The sequence below is a fragment of the Caballeronia mineralivorans PML1(12) genome (assembly GCF_001028175.1).
In the GTDB taxonomy this organism is placed as follows: domain Bacteria; phylum Pseudomonadota; class Gammaproteobacteria; order Burkholderiales; family Burkholderiaceae; genus Caballeronia; species Caballeronia mineralivorans.
Genome location: NZ_AEJF01000023.1, coordinates 1 through 16,462, shown reverse-complemented (window position 1 = coordinate 16,462; position 16,462 = coordinate 1). Strand labels below are relative to the sequence as shown.

Below are 16,462 nucleotides of genomic sequence, written 5' to 3'. Positions count from 1 at the left end.
CGGTCCTGCCGCTCCGGCGGCGCGCCGCAACTGCCCGATCCTCTGGTGCGCTGCGCCGAATGCGGCGTGCATACGCCGAGCAGCGAAGCGATCGTCGCGGTGGGGCATCGCTTCTGTTCCGCCGATCACGCCCGGCGTTACGCCGCTCGTCCCACCGGCCGTGACGCACGATGAGCGTTGCCGGTCCGGTCGATGCCGGAGGCTGGTACACCGCTGCGCATCGCGTACCGTCGCCGAACTTCGAAGCGCGTCCCGGAGGGATCGAGCCGACGCTCGTTGTCGTTCACAACATCAGCCTGCCGCCCGATGAATTTGGAGGCAGCGCAATCGCTGAATTCTTCCAGAACCGTCTCGATCACGACGCTCATCCGTATTACGACCGACTGCGCGGCATGCGCGTGTCGTCGCATTTCGTGATTTATCGCGATGGCCGGATCGAGCAGTACGTATCATGCAACGAACGCGCGTGGCATGCGGGCGTGTCGAGTTTTCTCGGGCGCGAGCGATGCAATGACTTCTCGGTGGGCATCGAACTGGAAGGCAGCGATCGATGTGCGTTCGAGGACGCGCAATATGCGTCGCTCAATGATGTCGTCCAGGCGCTCACCCGACGATATCCGATCGAAGCGCTCGCCGGTCATTCGGACATCGCGCCGGGTCGTAAAACGGATCCGGGTCCGTACTTCGAATGGCCGCGGCTACAGCGCGACACACAACTCCCGCTTCAGTATTTTCCCTATCTCGGCGACGTTTGATTCGCTGTCGTTCTCGCTCGATCAAGTGCTTGCCGCGCGTGAGTGATTGCGACGCCGGGACGCGCTTTTCTCTTGCCATCGTTCTCTGGCTTACCGCTCGCGTTGCTGAGCGCTTCCGACAGATCGCAGGGCTTGCGTTTTGCATCGCAGCGCGTTCGCCGCACGCAAGCGCGCTTTCCCTTATCCGACTTTGGCATTTCAAAAGTCAACCCTTTGAAGGCCATTCTTCAGCAAATAAAAGTTTTTGAGACTGTGCGGAATGTCACTATACTTGGTGCTCAGAGACGTAATTTGCACTATATGTTGTGTTGTCAAGGCGGCGCCCCGCTCGAAGAGCCGGCGCCGCATGCTTTCCGGCCATAGAAGAAAACACCGGATAAGCAACTGATTTGTCGCGTAAAAAAACGTCGGCATTCAGTTTGAAAGACCGAGGCAAACAGGCGTAGCGAGGGGGGTGTCTTCGTCGGTTTGAAGTGTGTCGGCCCATCGGAAAACGATTGGGACCGAGCGCAAGAACGGCACCGGCGCTTTCCCCAGCTAGCCATTTTCAATTTCATCGTCGTGCGTGGTTGGCAAAAAAAGCAGTGAGCAGTAACCAAGAAGCAACAAGCAGCCACCACGCGCGGCACGCATCTCAATCCGCGGACGTTCCGCACCATCGAACACCAGGAGATTTGCACATGCAAACCACCGACAACGCCACGACTTCCTACGAGGGCGCCTCCGTGCGGCCCATCGGTGCACAGGGTCAGCCGAGCGCCAGCGGGCTCGCACCGGACGCCACACTGGCCGACTACAAAGTCATCCGCCGCAACGGGACCGTGGTGTCGTTCGAGCCGTCGAAGATCTCCATCGCCGTGACGAAGGCGTTTCTGGCCGTGAACGGCGGCCAGGGCGCAGGCTCGGCACGCGTGCGCGAACTCGTCGAACAACTGACGCAAAGCGTCGTCCGGGCGCTGGTTCGCAGCCGTCCCAACGGCGGTACGTTCCATATAGAAGACATCCAGGATCAGGTCGAACTCGCGCTGATGCGCGGCGGCGAGCACAACGTGGCGCGCGCGTACGTGCTGTATCGCGAGAAGCGCACGCAGGAGCGCGCCCACGCCCCGGAAACGCGGGCGAACGCGCTTGGCATCAATGTGATCGACAACGGCGTGTCGCATCCGCTGGATCTGGACGCACTGAAGGCCCGTATCAACGAAGCGTGCGCGAATCTCGGTGGCGAAGTGAGCGCCGATCCGATCGTCGCGGAAACGGTGAAGAACCTGTACGACGGCGTGCCGATGGCGCAAGTCTATGACTCCGCCATTCTCGCCGCCCGCACCATGATCGAAAAGGACCCGGCATACAGCCAGGTCACCGCGCGCATCTTGCTGCACACCATCCGCCGCGAGATTCTGGAAGAAGACGTCGCGCAAGGCGAGATGGCCACGCGCTACGCCGAATATTTCCCGCTGTTCATCAAGCAGGGCGTGGAAGCGGAACTGCTCGACGAAAAGCTCCAGCAGTACGACTTGAAGCGCCTGGGCGCAGCGCTCGACGCCGATCGCGATCTGCAATTCGGCTATCTCGGCCTGCAGACGCTGTATGACCGCTACTTCCTGCACAACGAAACCAAGCGCATCGAATTGCCGCAAGCGTTTTTCATGCGCGTCGCAATGGGTCTGGCGCTGAACGAAATCGACCGCGAAGCGCGGGCGATCGAGTTCTACAACGTGCTGTCGAGCTTCGACTTCATGTCGTCCACCCCGACGCTGTTCAACTCCGGCACGCGCCGTTCGCAATTGTCGTCGTGCTACCTGACGACAGTTGCCGACGACCTCGACGGCATCTACGAAGCGCTGAAGGAAAACGCGCTGCTGTCGAAGTTCGCCGGCGGCCTGGGCAACGACTGGACGCGCGTGCGTGCGCTCGGCTCGCACATCAAGGGCACGAACGGCAAGTCGCAAGGCGTGGTGCCGTTCCTGAAGGTCGTCAATGACACGGCCGTCGCCGTGAACCAGGGCGGCAAGCGCAAGGGCGCGGTGTGCGCGTACCTGGAAACGTGGCACCTGGATATCGAAGAATTCCTGGAACTGCGCAAGAACACCGGTGACGACCGTCGCCGCACGCACGACATGAACACGGCGAACTGGATTCCCGACCTGTTCATGAAGCGCGTTCACGAAAACGGCGACTGGACACTGTTCTCGCCGGCAACCTGCCCGGACCTGCACGACCTGTTCGGCGCACCGTTCGAAAAGGCTTACGTTGCGTATGAAGAGAAGGCCGCGCGCGGCGAGATCAAGCTGTTCAAGAAGGTTCCGGCCGCGCAACTGTGGCGCAAGATGCTGGGCATGCTGTTCGAAACGGGTCACCCGTGGATCACGTTCAAGGATCCGTGCAACATCCGTTCGCCGCAGCAGCACGTGGGCGTCGTCCACTCGTCGAACCTGTGCACGGAAATCACGCTGAACACCAGCGACACTGAAATCGCCGTTTGTAATCTTGGCTCGGTGAACCTGGTGGCGCATATGACGAAGCAGGCCGACGGCACGCTCGCGCTCGATCACGACAAGCTGAAGCGCACCATCAGCGTGGCCATGCGCATGCTCGACAACGTCATCGACATCAATTACTACGCCGTCGCCAAGGCGCGCAATTCGAACCTGAAGCATCGTCCGGTCGGCATGGGCATCATGGGCTTCCAGGACTGCCTGCACTTGCTGCGCACGCCGTATGCGTCGAAGGAAGCCGTCGAATTCGCCGATACCTCGATGGAAGCGGTCTGCTACTACGCTTACTACGCATCGACGGAACTGGCCGAAGAACGCGGCCGTTACTCGAGCTATCGCGGCTCGCTGTGGGATCGCGGCATTCTCCCGCAGGACTCGCTGAAGCTGCTGGCCGAGGCGCGCGGCGGGTACGTGGAAGTGGACGACAGCGCATCGATGGACTGGACCGAACTGCGTTCGCGGATCGCAACGTACGGCATGCGCAACTCGAACTGCGTGGCAATCGCGCCGACGGCGACGATCTCGAACATCATCGGCGTGTCGGCTTGTATCGAGCCGACCTTCCAGAATCTGTACGTGAAGTCGAATCTGTCGGGCGAATTCACGGTCGTGAACGATTACCTGGTGCGTGACCTGAAGGAACGCGGTCTGTGGGACGAAGTGATGGTCTCCGACCTGAAGTACTTCGACGGCACGCTGTCGCGCATCGACCGGGTTCCGGCCGATCTGCGGGCGATCTACGCAACGGCGTTCGAACTGGACGCAACCTGGGTGGTGGAAGCGGCATCGCGCCGTCAGAAGTGGATCGACCAGGCGCAATCGCTGAATATCTATATGGCGGGCGCCTCGGGCAAGAAGCTCGACGAGGTGTACAAGCTGGCGTGGCTGCGCGGTCTCAAGACCACGTACTACCTCCGCACGATGGCCGCGACGCACGTCGAGAAGTCGACGGTGGCGCACGGGCAACTGAACTCGGTGCCTTCGGGTAACTCGGGCAATGGCGCGGGCGGTGCTTCAGGCGCGAACGGCAATGGCTTTGGCTCGCAAGGTTCGCACGGGTCGTCGACGGGTGGTTTCAACGCCGCTGCAGTCGCGGCGCCGGCGATTGCCGCTGTGGCGGAAGCCGAGGCCGATGGTCCGGTCTGCATGATGCGTCCGGGCGATGCCGGGTTCGACGAGTGCGAGGCTTGCCAGTAAGGGGCAGAGGGCGACAGGCCGATGCAATCGGCCTGTCGCTGGTTGGTGTTTGAGATTCGTTTGAGATTCGAGGCCGGTACGAGGCGCTTGTTCTTTCCAGAACGGAAGGGGCGGCGGATTCGGAACCGGCCTTTTCGCTTTTCTATTTCTATTTATGCTCGCCGAGTTCCGAAGCGCCGCACACCCGCGTCACCCCCGCGTTCCCCTCGATATCTCATGCCCCGCATCCCGTCCGAGCCTCGCGGTGATGGGTATCGAAAGAAACGAAAACAATCCGACGACCACAAACGCCGGCCAGAAATCCGACCAGACCATCTGCGGATGCCCTTGCAGATCGTGCGAAATCTGCAGCGCGATTCCGCCGACGGTCACACCCAGTCCCAGCGACACCTGCTGAATGAAACTGCCGAGACTCGTCGCACGGCCCACATCGCGGCTTTCGATCTCGGCGTACGTCAGCGAGTTGAGGCTTGTGAATTGCAGCGCGGGAAAAAAACCGCCGAGCAGGACGACGGACCAGATGATCCACGTCGGCGTACCCGGATAGAACATACCGCAGGCGGCAATCGCGATGCCCGACAACGCGGCGTTGACCATCAGCGTTTGCCGGAAGCCGTAGCGGTGCAGCACGCGCGACGCGAGCGAGCGCATGAACATGCCGCCGAACGCGGACGCGCAGGTGATCGAACCGGACTTGAACGCGCTCATGCCGAGTCCTTCCTGCATCGCGAGCGGCAGGAGAAACGGCACCGCGCCGAGGCCGATGCGAAACAGCGAGCCGCCCACGACACTCGCCTGGAAGGTCGGCACGCGCAGGAAGCGGAGATCGAGGAGTGGCAGTTTTACGCGTCGCGAGTGCAGGAAATACACGACGAGGAAGAGGACGCCGGCGAGCGCCATGCCTGCCGCGGTGCGATCGGTGACGAGTTCGCCGCCGATCAGCGAAAGCCCGAGCAGAAACAGCGTGCCGCCGCTCGCCGATAAAAAGAAACCGACCCAGTCGAGCGGTCCGGGATGCGCCTCGCGCGCGTTGCCGATGTAACGGTTGGTCAGGTAGATGCCGAGGATGCCGATCGGGATGTTGATGAAGAAGATCAGGCGCCAGTGCAGATAGGTGGTGATGAAACCGCCGAGCAGCGGGCCAACGGCGGGACCGAACATCGCGGGCACGGAGAGGTAGTTCATCGCGCGGATGAATTCGGAGCGCGGCACCGAGCGAAAGATGATGATCCGCCCGACCGGCACCATCATCGCGCCGCCCACGCCCTGGACGAAGCGCGCGAGCGTGAACGGGATCAGCGAGGTGGACGCGGCGCACAAGATGGAACCGGCGACGAAGATGCCGATGGCGAGGCGAAAGATTGTTCGTGCGCCGAAGCGGTCGGCGACCCAGCCGCAGATCGGGATGAAGACACCGAGACCGAGCACATAACTGGTGACGGCGATCTTTAGCGTTACAGGATCGCGGCCGAAAGCTCTGGCCATTTCGGGGATCGCGGTGACGATGACGTTGGCATCGACGCTTTCCATGAACATCGCACAGGCGACGATGAGAGGGGCAACGAAAGCTTTGATGGCTAGCGACATGGAGAACGGAAGGGGATCTCTTCGCGGCGGGAAGCTGGGATTATGGCATCGATATCATCGCAACGACATCGTGAAGTGCCGCCTTCGGCGACACTTCACGACGATAAAACCCGAGGAGAACGACGATGGACCCGGAAGATTTGCAGCGTCTCGTCACGCTGAAGATGCCCTACGGAAAGTACAAGGACCGCTTGATCGCGGACCTGCCCGGTCACTATCTCGCGTGGTTCGCACGTGAGGGTTTTCCTGCAGGACAACTCGGGCGGCTGCTCGCGCTGATGCACGAAATCGATCACAACAACTTACGCGAATTGCTCACGCCGCTGCGTGACAAGCGCGGCTGAAAAGCGGTGCGAGCGCGCGCTATGTCGAGAGGTTGACGCCTGCGTCCGGACCTCATGCGCCGTATTTTTACGGTAAAAACCGGCTCTTGCACGACGTATTCGTTTGTACTATAGGTAGTCGTCATTGGGCCAAAACACCCAATATTTTGTGGTTTTGCCTTTGCGATGACGACGTCGAGTGCTACACTTTCGACATGGAAACGAGACGCGCCAGCGCATCGTTTTCCACTGCAAGACACGTGTAATCGCAAGCTCTGGACATGGGGATTTTTGAGTCGGAATGCGCTCGAAGAGACGGGTCGAAGCGGGTCGTCGGAGGTCGTGATCCGAAGCTCGGCTCGGGTGATTTGAACGAGTCGCGAGCGGCACTTGCTCTCACGGTCGAACACGCAGACGCGCCAGGTTTTCATCGAAGTAATCACGCAGCGAAGCTGTTCTATGTCATGCCTCAACGGCGACACGCAACACAACACGCAAGACGATTCACAGCAGAGCCGGACGATGCAAAGCACCCAGCAAAAGCAACGCTGAAGAGCGTGAAGAAGCGCTGCATCGAACACGTTCAAAGAGACTTCGCATGAAGCTTCAAGCAGTGAGCTCAACGCAAAGTGTTGTATGCAAGTAGCAGCGTCAACACTAAAACAGGATTTTTATGAGCAAGCTCTTTTATCGCTCATGGAAAGATGGTACAAACCGATCTAAATTGATGGTGAGAATTTATGCTCAACTGGGATGACGAGACCACTGCCGTAACTCCCTCGAACGGTTCGCAACACAACATGTTGCGTAACCCGGCGGGTCAGGTTGCGGGTTTCAGCCAAGCAGTCAGCCAAGCATCGCGTGCTGCTGCTCCAGTCACTTCGCATGCAGCAGCGCAAGTCGCCGGTCATGGCGTTCTTCAGGCAGCTCATCAAACGTCAGCGGCACAGAACATTTTTGCGAGCGACTTCGTTGCTCCCGCAGCACCGAGCGCCAGCGACATCGCGGCTGCAAGTGCAACGCGGGTGAACGTGGCCGACAAGCGCATCATCAACGGCAAGACCGACGTCAACCAGCTGGTGCCGTTCAAGTACAAGTGGGCGTGGGAAAAGTATCTGGCGGGTTGTGCGAACCACTGGATGCCGCAGGAAGTGAACATGTCGCGCGACATCGCGCTGTGGAAGGACCCGAACGGCCTCTCCGACGACGAACGCCGAATTGTGAAGCGCAACCTGGGTTTCTTCGTCACGGCCGACTCGCTCGCGGCCAACAACATCGTGCTCGGGACGTATCGCCACATCACGGCGCCCGAGTGCCGGCAGTTCCTGCTGCGCCAGGCGTTCGAGGAAGCGATCCACACGCACGCGTATCAGTACATCGTCGAATCGCTGGGTCTGGACGAGAGCGAGATCTTCAACGCGTATCACGAGGTCGAGTCGATCCGCGCGAAGGACGAGTTCCTGATTCCGTTCATCAATACGCTCACCGATCCGGCCTTCACCACCGGTACGCTCGAAGCGGACCAGAAATTGCTGAAGTCGTTGATCGTGTTTGCCTGCGTGATGGAAGGACTCTTCTTCTACGTCGGCTTTACGCAGATCCTGGCGCTGGGTCGCCAGAACAAGATGACGGGCGCGGCTGAGCAGTATCAGTACATCCTGCGCGACGAGTCGATGCACTGCAACTTCGGTATCGACCTGATCAACCAGATCAAGCTGGAAGAGCCGCAACTGTGGACGCCGGAATTTCGCGCGGAGATCCGAGGGATCTTCCAGGAAGCCGTCGAACTGGAATACCGGTACGCAGAAGACACGATGCCGCGCGGCGTGCTCGGTTTGAATGCGTCCATGTTCAAGAGCTATTTGCGTTTCATCTGTAACCGTCGATGCCAGCAGATCGGCCTCGACACGCTATTTCCGAACGAAGAAAATCCGTTCCCGTGGATGAGCGAGATGATCGACTTGAAGAAGGAACGCAACTTCTTCGAGACGCGAGTGATCGAGTATCAAACGGGCGGCGCGCTGACCTGGGAGTAAGCGAGTCAGCGAAGTAGCGTCAGCCAGCGGCAATGGACGCATTGCCGCCACGAATTAGATGCAGACCGGGCGCCCGGAGAGGGCGCCGAGTAGACGGGATGAATGGCAAACCGGCGCCATTGCGTGCGATCACACTGCGCGCGCGCCGGCCAACAGGTTTTAGGAGAACGGTCGCCTGATGCAAAGTGCGCCTTGTGGCTTAACGGCCCAAAAAGATGACAGGCGTTTTGCGCACCCTTCAGTGGGACGGGCAAACTTCCCCCCGAAATATGCCGTCGGCAGCGCCGACGGCCCGATCAAGCGATTGCCGGCACCCATTTCAGGTGCTGACTTAATTTGGCGCGCTGTGCCTCGTGGCACAGCGCGCCTTGCCGTATTCATTAGCGTAAGCAGGCTCCATCAGCGTACGCCGATGAATAATCCGCTTCGCAGCGTGCGTCCTGAGAAGCCCACGCGGGAAGCGGGTTTTGACGAAGGGTGTTGTTTGAACTGACTCTCATCTTGAAACCTGAAGGAGAAAATGATGGCATTAGCCAAGAAGTCCGTCGCAAAGAAAGCTGCAGCAAAACCGGCTGTCAAGAAAGTGGCTGCCAAGAAGGCAACGGTAGCTAAGAAGGCACCGGCGAAGAAAGTTGCAGTGAAGAAAGTCGCCGCCAAGAAGGTCGCAGTGAAGAAGGTTGCGGCGAAGAAGGTTGCAGTGAAGAAGGTTGCAGCCAAGAAGGCGCCTGCGAAGAAGGCAGCGGCCAAGAAGGTTGCCGCTAAGAAGGCGCCTGCTAAGAAGGCTGCGGCCAAGAAGGCGCCTGCCAAGAAGGCTGCTGCTAAAAAGGCGCCTGCCAAGAAGGCTGCGGCCAAGAAGGCGCCCGCCAAAAAGGCTGCTGCTAAAAAGGCCGCTGCTAAAAAGGCGCCTGCTAAGAAAGCACCTGCCAAAAAGGCGGCCGCCAAGAAGGCTGCGCCCGCCAAGAAGGCTGCCCCTGCTGCGAAGAAGGCTGTAGTTGCTGCTCCGGCCGCGGCTCCTGCTCCGGCGCCCGCTCCGGTTGCTAAAAAGGCTCCGGCCAAGAAGGCTGCCGCTGCGAAGAAGACGACTGCTGTAGCACCGGCAACGACGGCAACGACTCCTGCAGCGCCCGCTCCGGCTGCAACGGTCAAGACGGCGTTGAACCCGGCTGCTGCATGGCCGTTCCCGACGGGCAGCCGTCCGTAAGCGCAGGGTGTAACGCAGTACTTCGACACACTCGATGTGTCTCGTGACCGTGTATTGCTACGCGGTCCAAACCCGCTACCGGTGATTGTGCCGGCAGCGGGTTTTTTATTGGGCGTTTCTCGGCGCCGCGCGCAGCGAAGCAGCGGTCTTGCTCGCAGCAAACGCCCGCTGCAAAAAGCGCAGACGAAAAAAAGCGCACACGCCCGAAGGCGCATGCGCTTTTTAGCCCCGGCGCGATCGATCCGATCACTCCGGCACGTTCTTCATCCGCTAGTGCGTCACTCGCGTCACACCGCCGCTCGACAACAACCGAACGCGTTCGCCGGCTTGAAACACTTCGCCGGTCGCGGTCTGCGTAATGGCGCGGATGTCGCCGTTATCCAGACGCACAGTGATCTCCAGTCCATTCTGCGTCGCGACGCCGTTCTCGACCGCATTGCCCGCCACCGCTCCCGCAATCCCGCCGACGATACCCGTCAGGATCGAGCCACGCCCGCCGCCAAGCGCACTGCCTGCGACTGCACCCAGTGCACCGCCGCCGATAGCGCCAAGGCCGCTAGGCTGGCCGTTGTTCGAGCTGATCTTCACGCCGCGCACGCTGTCGACGGTGCCCATGCGGACCGTTTCTTCACGCTGCGCTTGCGACGCGGTGTACACGTCGGGCGAACTGCTGTTATAGGCGCATCCCGTCATGACGACGGAGCTTACTAGCGCTGCTGCCAGCGCCATACGACTTGTCTTGTTCATGCTTCACTCCACAAAATTACGCCAGGCTGCTGCACGGGTGGCCAAGAGCCTGTTGCACCATGTCATTGCCGAAGCGTCGCCCAGATCCGCTTGAATGACTCATTTCAACCTTCTTCACAGCGCTACTTGAAAAACCTTAGAGCGCCGAACCAAAAGCCAGCTCGAACCGCTCGCCAATCTCGGCACGCGAGGGCGCGTACGTCTGCGGTCCCTGATGTTCGATTTTCAGCGCGCCCATCAGGCTCGCGAGACGACCGGTTTTCGCCCAGCCCAGCTTGTTCTCGATGCCATACAGCAAGCCACCGCGGAACGCGTCGCCGCAACCGGTCGGATCGACGACTTTCTGCGCCTTCACGGCTGGAATTTCTTCGATGCCTTCAGCGTGCAAAATCTGCGCGCCATGTTCGCCGCGCGTGATCACCAGCGCTTCCACGCGGCTCAGCATTTCGTCGATCGACCAGCCGGTCTTGTTGCTCAACAATTTCGCCTCGTAATCGTTGACTGCCACGTAAGTAGCAAGTTCAATCATGCGACGAAGTTCCACACCTTCGAGAATCGGCAGGCCCTGGCCCGGATCGAAGACGAACGGCACGCCGGCGGCCGCCAATTCCTCGACGTGCTGACGCATGCCGTCGGCGCCATCCGGCGCGACGATGCCGAGCGTGACGCCCTGGGTTTCGCCCGCGTGGTTCAGGTGTGAATCCATCATTGCGCCCGGGTGGAACGCGGTGATCTGGTTGTTCGCGAGATCGGTGGTGATGAAGCATTGCGCCGAGTGCTGCTCGGGCAGGACGCGCACATATTGCTTGGACAAACCCAGCGCATCGAAGCGGTCGAGGTAGAGCTGGGCATCGGCTTCGCCGAGGGTCGCCATGATCTTCGCGTCGCCGCCGAGCAGGTTGAGCGCGTAGGCAATGTTGCCCGCGCAGCCGCCGAAGTTGCGCCGCATCGTGGGGACGAGGAAGCTGATGTTCAGCTGATGCACCTGGTCCGGCAGGATGTGGTCGCCAAAGCGGCCTTGGAACGTCATGATGTTGTCGTAGGCGAGCGAGCCGCAGATGAGCGTAGACACGAGCGAAATCCTAAAAATAATCGATAAAAGTGCGCGCAGGCATGAGTTCCTGAGCACCGTGCATGCCCACATGAAGCGCTGCGCATTCGTCACGCGGCGGCGGGGCTGACCGCCTCCACGTCACGGATACGCATGCCGCGTATGGCCTGCGGGTTGAATGCGCTACGAGTCGTGACTAGTAAACGTTTCGCTTCGGGCGTTTATTCGACTTATACGTTCGGCGCGGCGAGCGATGCATCGGGATGCCGCCCGCCGGCGTCGAACGCGCAGGCTGCAAGGAGCCCGCGTTCTCCGCTACTTACTTCAACGCTCCCAGCGCTGCGTCGTAGTTCGGCTCGTTCTTGATTTCCGGCACGAGTTCCGAGTACAGCACCTTGTCGTTTTCATCGATCACTACCACTGCGCGCGCCGTCAGGCCGGTCAGCGGTCCGCTCGTGACATCGACGCCGTATGCCTTGGCGAAGTCATGGCCGCGGAACGTCGATGCCGTCACCACGTTCTCGATGCCTTCCGTCGTGCAGAAGCGCGTTGCCGCAAAGGGCAGGTCGCCGGACACGACCACGACCACCGTGTTGTCGAGTCCGGCAGCCGCGACGTTGAATTTGCGCGTGGAGGTGGCGCACGTCGGCGTGTCGAGACTCGGCACGATGTTCAGGACCTTGCGCTTGCCGGCGAAGCTTGCCAGCGTCAGGTTGCCGAGATCCTTGCCGACGAGGGTGAAATCAGCTGCTTTCGAACCGGCTGCCGGGAACGTGCCTGCCACGTCGATCGGGTTGCCGCCGAGGGTAACTTGGCTCATGTCTACTCCAGAATGTGTCTGATGTTCAGGAAATACGCGCGTCGTCTGACCAGGGACGGACGAGAGACGCGCGCGGAAAACAACGACTGGCTAATCGTAAAAACACGCGTAAAACACGCGTAAAAAACGGTTAAGCGTAAAAACGTGAAAGCAGGTGCGCGTCAGGGATAAAAGATCTGCACGCGATAATTCGCCGCGACCGCGTCGCCGGTATCGAGCCGAACGATCACGGGCTGTGTACTGCGCGCGGCGAGGCCGGCTCCTATCGCCGTGCCGGGACGTGCGTAGTCTTGCGGCCAGAGGACACGGCGGATTGCGACGTTGTTCTTGTCGTCGAGGAGGGTGAGCTCCAGCGCCGGATACGCGATCGCCACGTCGAAGCGATTGCGCAGCGAGAGTTTCAGTTCCAGCTTGTGCGATCCGTCCACTTGGCGCAGACCGGAGTTCTCGATCTGCAAGCCGTCGATATCCCGCGGCGGCGCGACCACGCAGCCAATCTGCTCGCAGGCTTGCGCAAAGAGCGGCTGCGAGGCGGGCCAGTAGACCATCACGGTTTCCCGTTGCCACCACGCGACCTGCGCGATCAACGCGACGAACAGCACGAGCGCGATCAACGAGCCGAGGATCTTCCACACGATTGCCGAACGTACCGGCGCGCGCGTTTCGCGGATAACGGGGAAAGGCTCGGAGGAGGGTGTGGACGACGTTGGCGCACTGCCGAAGCGCGGCTCGGGATCGGCAGCCCATGGCGCGGCGGGTGCGGCGCCGAGCGGGGAGGGTTCGGTGCGGGCGTTGGTATCGGTAGTGTGTCGGGGAGCAGGCGTTTCCGGCTCCACGCGCGGTTCGCTGCGGCCGACGAACGGCTCGGTGCGCGATTCATTTAGCGCTTCGGTTTCAGTGCGCCTGACGAAGGGATCGGTGCGCGATTCCTTCAGTGGATCACCACCATCCGTACGAGCGACGAAAGGATCGGCACGGGGTTCGGTGCGAGCGGGGGCATCGGCTTTAGCGCGTGCTGTATCGGTAGGTGCTTCAGCTTCGGCGCGATTGACCGCTTGCCACGGCGATCCGGCGTGTCCTTCGCCCGGAAAATCACTCTGCGCGCGCGTGCGCGACACGGCTTTGGCAGCGGCAACTCCAGCGAGCGGTTCCTCGCGCGCTGCCGGGGTTTGATTGGCTTCGGCTTGAGGTGCGAGGGCGGTATTGGAGACGAACGGGTGCAGCGGAATGCCCGGTGCGTCGCGCTTGCCCCCGGAGACCTCGGCGCTCGACTTCTCCGACCGCGGGCTCGCTGGGTCCGCGCCATAATTCGGCGCGGTTGCGGCCAGCGCGGCCATGACGGTTTCGTCGCGGTCGAACTGGTAATGCGCGGCGTCGAAGATTTCCTGGCAATGGCCGCAACGCACGCGGCCGTCGTGCGGCGCGAGCAAATGCGGATCCAGACGGAACACGGTTTCGCAGTGGGGACAGCGGGTTGCCAGCGCCATATGTAGCCGAAGGCCAGAGGCCGGTAGATGGTCGATGGCGCTATTCTAAAGGCTTTCGCGGCGGGTACCGGCAAGACACACCCAGCCTTCGTGTTCCCGCCAGACGCCGATGTCGATCCAGCGCGCATAGACCGCCGCCACTTCGTCGGCCTGGCGAGCCAGAATGCCCGACAGCGCGATCCGTCCGCCCGGTTTTACGCGTGCTGAGAGCATCGATGCCATCAGCTTGAGCGGGTTCGACAGAATGTTCGCCACCACAATATCGAATTGCCCTTCTTCAAGATCGGCGGGCAGGCCGTACGTGACCTCAGCGCGATTACGCTCACTATTTTGACGCGCGGATTCGACAGCTTGAGGATCGATATCGATACCGATCACCGGATTCGCGCCGCATTTCTTCGCCAGGATCGCGAGGATGCCTGAACCGCAACCGTAATCGAGTACGGATTGGTTTTGCTCGACCGACTGCTCGAGCCATTCCATGCAGAGGCGCGTGGTCGGATGGCTCCCGGTGCCGAACGCGAGGCCCGGATCGAGTTCGAGCACGAGCGCGTCCGGATCGGGTGCTGCGTGCCAGGACGGCACGACCCAGATGCGCTTGCCAATAGGAATAGGGTCGAACTGGGATTGCGTGAGGCGCACCCAGTCCTGGTCCTCGACGTCGCGCAGCGTGAACGCCGGCGTGTCCTTCAAGCCGATTTCATTCGCCGCGGCAGCAAGCAACACGGCAGGATCGGCATCGTCGGCGAGCAGGGCGACCACGCGCGAGCGGTTCCACGCCTTCTGGTCCGGCGTGAGGCCGGGTTCGCCGAATAGCGGTTGCTCGTCGGGGGTATCGGCGTCGGCATCTTCCACCGATACCGACAGCGCGCCAAATTCCAGCAGCGCATCCGACAACGCCTCCGCGTGTTCCCGGTCCAGCTCGGCGATCAATTCCCGGTAGCTCATTTTCAAACCCTTACTGTGCTGCGTCTTCCGCGGCGACGGCTGCTGCCGCCTTGCGCGCGGCGAGCTTGTTTTCGAGGTAGTGAATGCTCGTGCCACCTTCGACGAACTTCGCATCGATCATCATCTCGCGATGCAGCGGGATGTTGGTCGAGATGCCTTCCACCACCATCTCCGACAACGCAATGCGCATGCGGTTGATTGCCTGCTCGCGAGTCGCGCCGTACGAGATCAGCTTGCCGATCATCGAATCGTAGTTCGGCGGCACGAAATAGCCGTTGTACGCATGCGAATCGACGCGAATTCCCGGACCGCCCGGCGAATGCCACGACGTGAGACGTCCTGGCGAGGGCGTGAACTTGAACGGATCTTCTGCGTTGATCCGGCATTCGATGGCGTGGCCGCGAAACACGATGTCCTTCTGGCGGAACGCGAGCTTTTCGCCGGCAGCAATACGAATCTGTTCCTGCACGATATCCACGCCGGTGATCAGTTCCGTCACCGGATGCTCGACCTGCACGCGCGTGTTCATTTCGATGAAATAGAACTCGTTGTTCTCGTACAGGAACTCGAACGTACCCGCGCCGAGATAACCCATCTTCTTGCAGGCATCGGCACAACGATCGCCAATCCGGTCGATCAATCGACGCGCAATACCCGGCGCCGGTGCTTCTTCAATCACCTTCTGGTGACGACGCTGCATGGAGCAATCGCGCTCACCGAGCCAGATCGCGTTACGGAACGAATCGGCGAGAATCTGGATTTCAATGTGCCGCGGGTTCTCCAGGAATTTCTCCATGTAGACCTGCGGATTGCCGAACGCGCGGCCGGCTTCTTCGCGGGTCATGTTCACCGCGTTGACCAGCGCTGCTTCAGTGTGCACCACGCGCATGCCGCGACCACCGCCGCCGCCCGCTGCCTTGATGATCACCGGATAACCGATCGTGCGGGCAATCTTCACGATTTCCTTCGGATCGTCGGGCAACGCGCCTTCCGAACCCGGCACGCACGGCACGCCCGTCTTGATCATCGTCTGCTTGGCGGAGACTTTGTCGCCCATCAAGCGGATGGTTTCCGGGCGCGGTCCGATGAACGTGAAGCCGGATTGCTCGACGCGCTCCGCAAAGTCCGCGTTTTCCGACAAGAAACCGTAGCCGGGGTGAATGGCTTCGGCGTCGGTGACTTCGGCTGCGCTGATCAGCGCCGGCATGTTCAGGTAACTGAGATTGGACGGAGCCGGTCCGATGCACACGGCTTCATCGGCCAATTTCACGTACTTGGCTTCTTTATCGGCTTCCGAATAGACGATGACCGTCTTGACGCCTAGTTCGCGGCACGCGCGCTGGATTCGAAGCGCGATTTCACCACGGTTCGCAATGAGGATTTTTTCAAACATAGCAAGGTTTCGACTCATCGATGGACCGCCTGGACGGTTGCCCGTGGCGGTCCTGGGAGATCGGCGGCGCGTCTCGCCGGTTGGTCAAACTAAGCAGGCGAGCGCCCGAGTGCTGCGGCCACCGGCTAAGCGCGTCACAACTGAACGCGCTCATGTCCGGCGGAATCGCGGGAAATCAATCGCCGATCACGAACAGCGGCTGACCGTACTCGACGGCCTGGCCGTTCTCGACCAGGATTTCCTTCACGACGCCCGACTTGTCCGACTCGATTTCATTGAGCAGCTTCATTGCTTCGATAATGCACAGCGTCTGGCCTTCTTTCACCGTGTCGCCAACTTGCACGAACGCTTCGGCGCCCGGCGACGGCGCGCGGTAGAACGAGCCGACCATCGGCGAGGTCACCACGTGGCCCTGCGGCACG

At 60.9% G+C, this 16,462-nt stretch carries 15 protein-coding genes; 7 read left to right on the top strand and 8 right to left on the bottom strand.

Annotated features, from left to right (window positions below; genetic code table 11):
- The first annotated feature begins 30 nt into the window (after nt 1–30).
- From EOS_RS45905 to EOS_RS03690, 3 genes are all read left to right on the top strand, one after another.
- On the top strand, nt 31–174 hold the full coding sequence (locus tag EOS_RS45905) for a PP0621 family protein (RefSeq protein ID WP_407639103.1): 144 nt from the start codon (nt 31–33) through the stop codon (nt 172–174).
- Complete coding sequence (gene ampD / locus EOS_RS03695; protein ID WP_047845263.1) at nt 171–755, top strand: 1,6-anhydro-N-acetylmuramyl-L-alanine amidase AmpD; 585 nt, start codon at nt 171–173, stop codon at nt 753–755. The genes EOS_RS45905 and ampD overlap by 4 nt, the downstream gene beginning before the upstream one ends.
- 680 nt (nt 756–1,435) lie before the next feature.
- Nucleotides 1,436–4,447, top strand: a complete 3,012-nt coding sequence (locus EOS_RS03690) for a ribonucleoside-diphosphate reductase subunit alpha (RefSeq protein ID WP_047845262.1) — start codon at nt 1,436–1,438, stop codon at nt 4,445–4,447.
- A gap of 189 nt (nt 4,448–4,636) precedes the next feature.
- Here EOS_RS03690 and EOS_RS03685 read toward each other — a convergent pair whose 3' ends face one another.
- Nucleotides 4,637–6,034 carry an MFS transporter gene (locus EOS_RS03685; protein WP_047845261.1) on the bottom strand — a complete coding sequence of 466 codons (1,398 nt, stop codon included), beginning with the start codon at nt 6,032–6,034 and terminating at the stop codon, nt 4,637–4,639.
- Between the two features lie 125 nt (nt 6,035–6,159).
- Here EOS_RS03685 and EOS_RS03680 point away from each other — a divergent pair, with 125 nt between their 5' ends.
- The 4 genes from EOS_RS03680 to EOS_RS03670 all read left to right on the top strand — a co-directional run bounded on the left by EOS_RS03680 (nt 6,160) and on the right by EOS_RS03670 (nt 9,594).
- On the top strand, nt 6,160–6,378 hold the full coding sequence (locus tag EOS_RS03680) for a DUF3820 family protein (RefSeq protein WP_047845260.1): 219 nt from the start codon (nt 6,160–6,162) through the stop codon (nt 6,376–6,378).
- A 719-nt stretch (nt 6,379–7,097) separates the two neighbouring features.
- Complete coding sequence (locus tag EOS_RS03675) at nt 7,098–8,393, top strand: ribonucleotide-diphosphate reductase subunit beta (RefSeq protein ID WP_047845259.1); 1,296 nt, start codon at nt 7,098–7,100, stop codon at nt 8,391–8,393.
- 178 nt (nt 8,394–8,571) lie between these two features.
- Nucleotides 8,572–8,886: a hypothetical protein gene (locus EOS_RS47900; RefSeq protein WP_075645279.1), complete on the top strand. Its 315-nt coding sequence runs from the start codon at nt 8,572–8,574 to the stop codon at nt 8,884–8,886.
- 30 nt (nt 8,887–8,916) lie between these two features.
- Entirely contained in the window at nt 8,917–9,594 is a 678-nt protein-coding gene (locus EOS_RS03670) for a histone H1-like DNA-binding protein (RefSeq protein WP_047845258.1), read from the top strand.
- Between the two features lie 270 nt (nt 9,595–9,864).
- On the opposite strand, the gene EOS_RS03665 is transcribed toward EOS_RS03670, so the two are convergent.
- The 7 genes from EOS_RS03665 to accB all read right to left on the bottom strand — a co-directional run.
- Nucleotides 9,865–10,341 carry an outer membrane lipoprotein gene (locus EOS_RS03665; RefSeq protein WP_047845257.1) on the bottom strand — a complete coding sequence of 159 codons (477 nt, stop codon included), beginning with the start codon at nt 10,339–10,341 and terminating at the stop codon, nt 9,865–9,867.
- A 136-nt stretch (nt 10,342–10,477) separates the two neighbouring features.
- A complete protein-coding gene (locus EOS_RS03660) occupies nt 10,478–11,413 on the bottom strand; it encodes a carbohydrate kinase family protein (RefSeq protein ID WP_047845265.1) in 936 nt (311 codons plus the stop codon).
- Nucleotides 11,414–11,711: 298 nt separating this feature from the next.
- Nucleotides 11,712–12,212 (bottom strand): thiol peroxidase, encoded by a 501-nt coding sequence (tpx, locus tag EOS_RS03655; RefSeq protein WP_047845256.1) that lies wholly within the window; start codon nt 12,210–12,212, stop codon nt 11,712–11,714.
- Nucleotides 12,213–12,373: 161 nt separating this feature from the next.
- Nucleotides 12,374–13,699 carry a zinc-ribbon and DUF3426 domain-containing protein gene (locus tag EOS_RS03650; protein WP_047845255.1) on the bottom strand — a complete coding sequence of 442 codons (1,326 nt, stop codon included), beginning with the start codon at nt 13,697–13,699 and terminating at the stop codon, nt 12,374–12,376.
- Between the two features lie 45 nt (nt 13,700–13,744).
- Nucleotides 13,745–14,647, bottom strand: a complete 903-nt coding sequence (gene prmA, locus EOS_RS03645) for a 50S ribosomal protein L11 methyltransferase (protein ID WP_047845254.1) — start codon at nt 14,645–14,647, stop codon at nt 13,745–13,747.
- 10 nt (nt 14,648–14,657) lie between these two features.
- A complete protein-coding gene (gene accC, locus EOS_RS03640; protein ID WP_047845253.1) occupies nt 14,658–16,040 on the bottom strand; it encodes an acetyl-CoA carboxylase biotin carboxylase subunit in 1,383 nt (460 codons plus the stop codon).
- Between the two features lie 175 nt (nt 16,041–16,215).
- Nucleotides 16,216–16,462: acetyl-CoA carboxylase biotin carboxyl carrier protein (gene accB / locus EOS_RS03635; protein WP_047845252.1), on the bottom strand; the 247-nt coding region annotated here is incomplete at its 5' end.

Bases quoted from the DNA above. Each gene is read 5' to 3' on its own strand.
- EOS_RS03665 (WP_047845257.1), bottom strand. From the start codon at position 10,341: ATGAACAAGACAAGTCGTATGGCGCTGGCAGCAGCGCTAGTAAGCTCC.
- EOS_RS03680 (WP_047845260.1), top strand. From the start codon at position 6,160: ATGGACCCGGAAGATTTGCAGCGTCTCGTCACGCTGAAGATGCCCTAC.
- EOS_RS03670 (WP_047845258.1), top strand. From the start codon at position 8,917: ATGGCATTAGCCAAGAAGTCCGTCGCAAAGAAAGCTGCAGCAAAACCG.
- EOS_RS03650 (WP_047845255.1), bottom strand. From the start codon at position 13,699: ATGGCGCTGGCAACCCGCTGTCCCCACTGCGAAACCGTGTTCCGTCTG.
- tpx (WP_047845256.1), bottom strand. From the start codon at position 12,212: ATGAGCCAAGTTACCCTCGGCGGCAACCCGATCGACGTGGCAGGCACG.
- accC (WP_047845253.1), bottom strand. From the start codon at position 16,040: ATGTTTGAAAAAATCCTCATTGCGAACCGTGGTGAAATCGCGCTTCGA.
- EOS_RS03675 (WP_047845259.1), top strand. From the start codon at position 7,098: ATGCTCAACTGGGATGACGAGACCACTGCCGTAACTCCCTCGAACGGT.
- EOS_RS03690 (WP_047845262.1), top strand. From the start codon at position 1,436: ATGCAAACCACCGACAACGCCACGACTTCCTACGAGGGCGCCTCCGTG.
- EOS_RS47900 (WP_075645279.1), top strand. From the start codon at position 8,572: ATGCAAAGTGCGCCTTGTGGCTTAACGGCCCAAAAAGATGACAGGCGT.
- prmA (WP_047845254.1), bottom strand. From the start codon at position 14,647: ATGAGCTACCGGGAATTGATCGCCGAGCTGGACCGGGAACACGCGGAG.
- EOS_RS03685 (WP_047845261.1), bottom strand. From the start codon at position 6,034: ATGTCGCTAGCCATCAAAGCTTTCGTTGCCCCTCTCATCGTCGCCTGT.
- ampD (WP_047845263.1), top strand. From the start codon at position 171: ATGAGCGTTGCCGGTCCGGTCGATGCCGGAGGCTGGTACACCGCTGCG.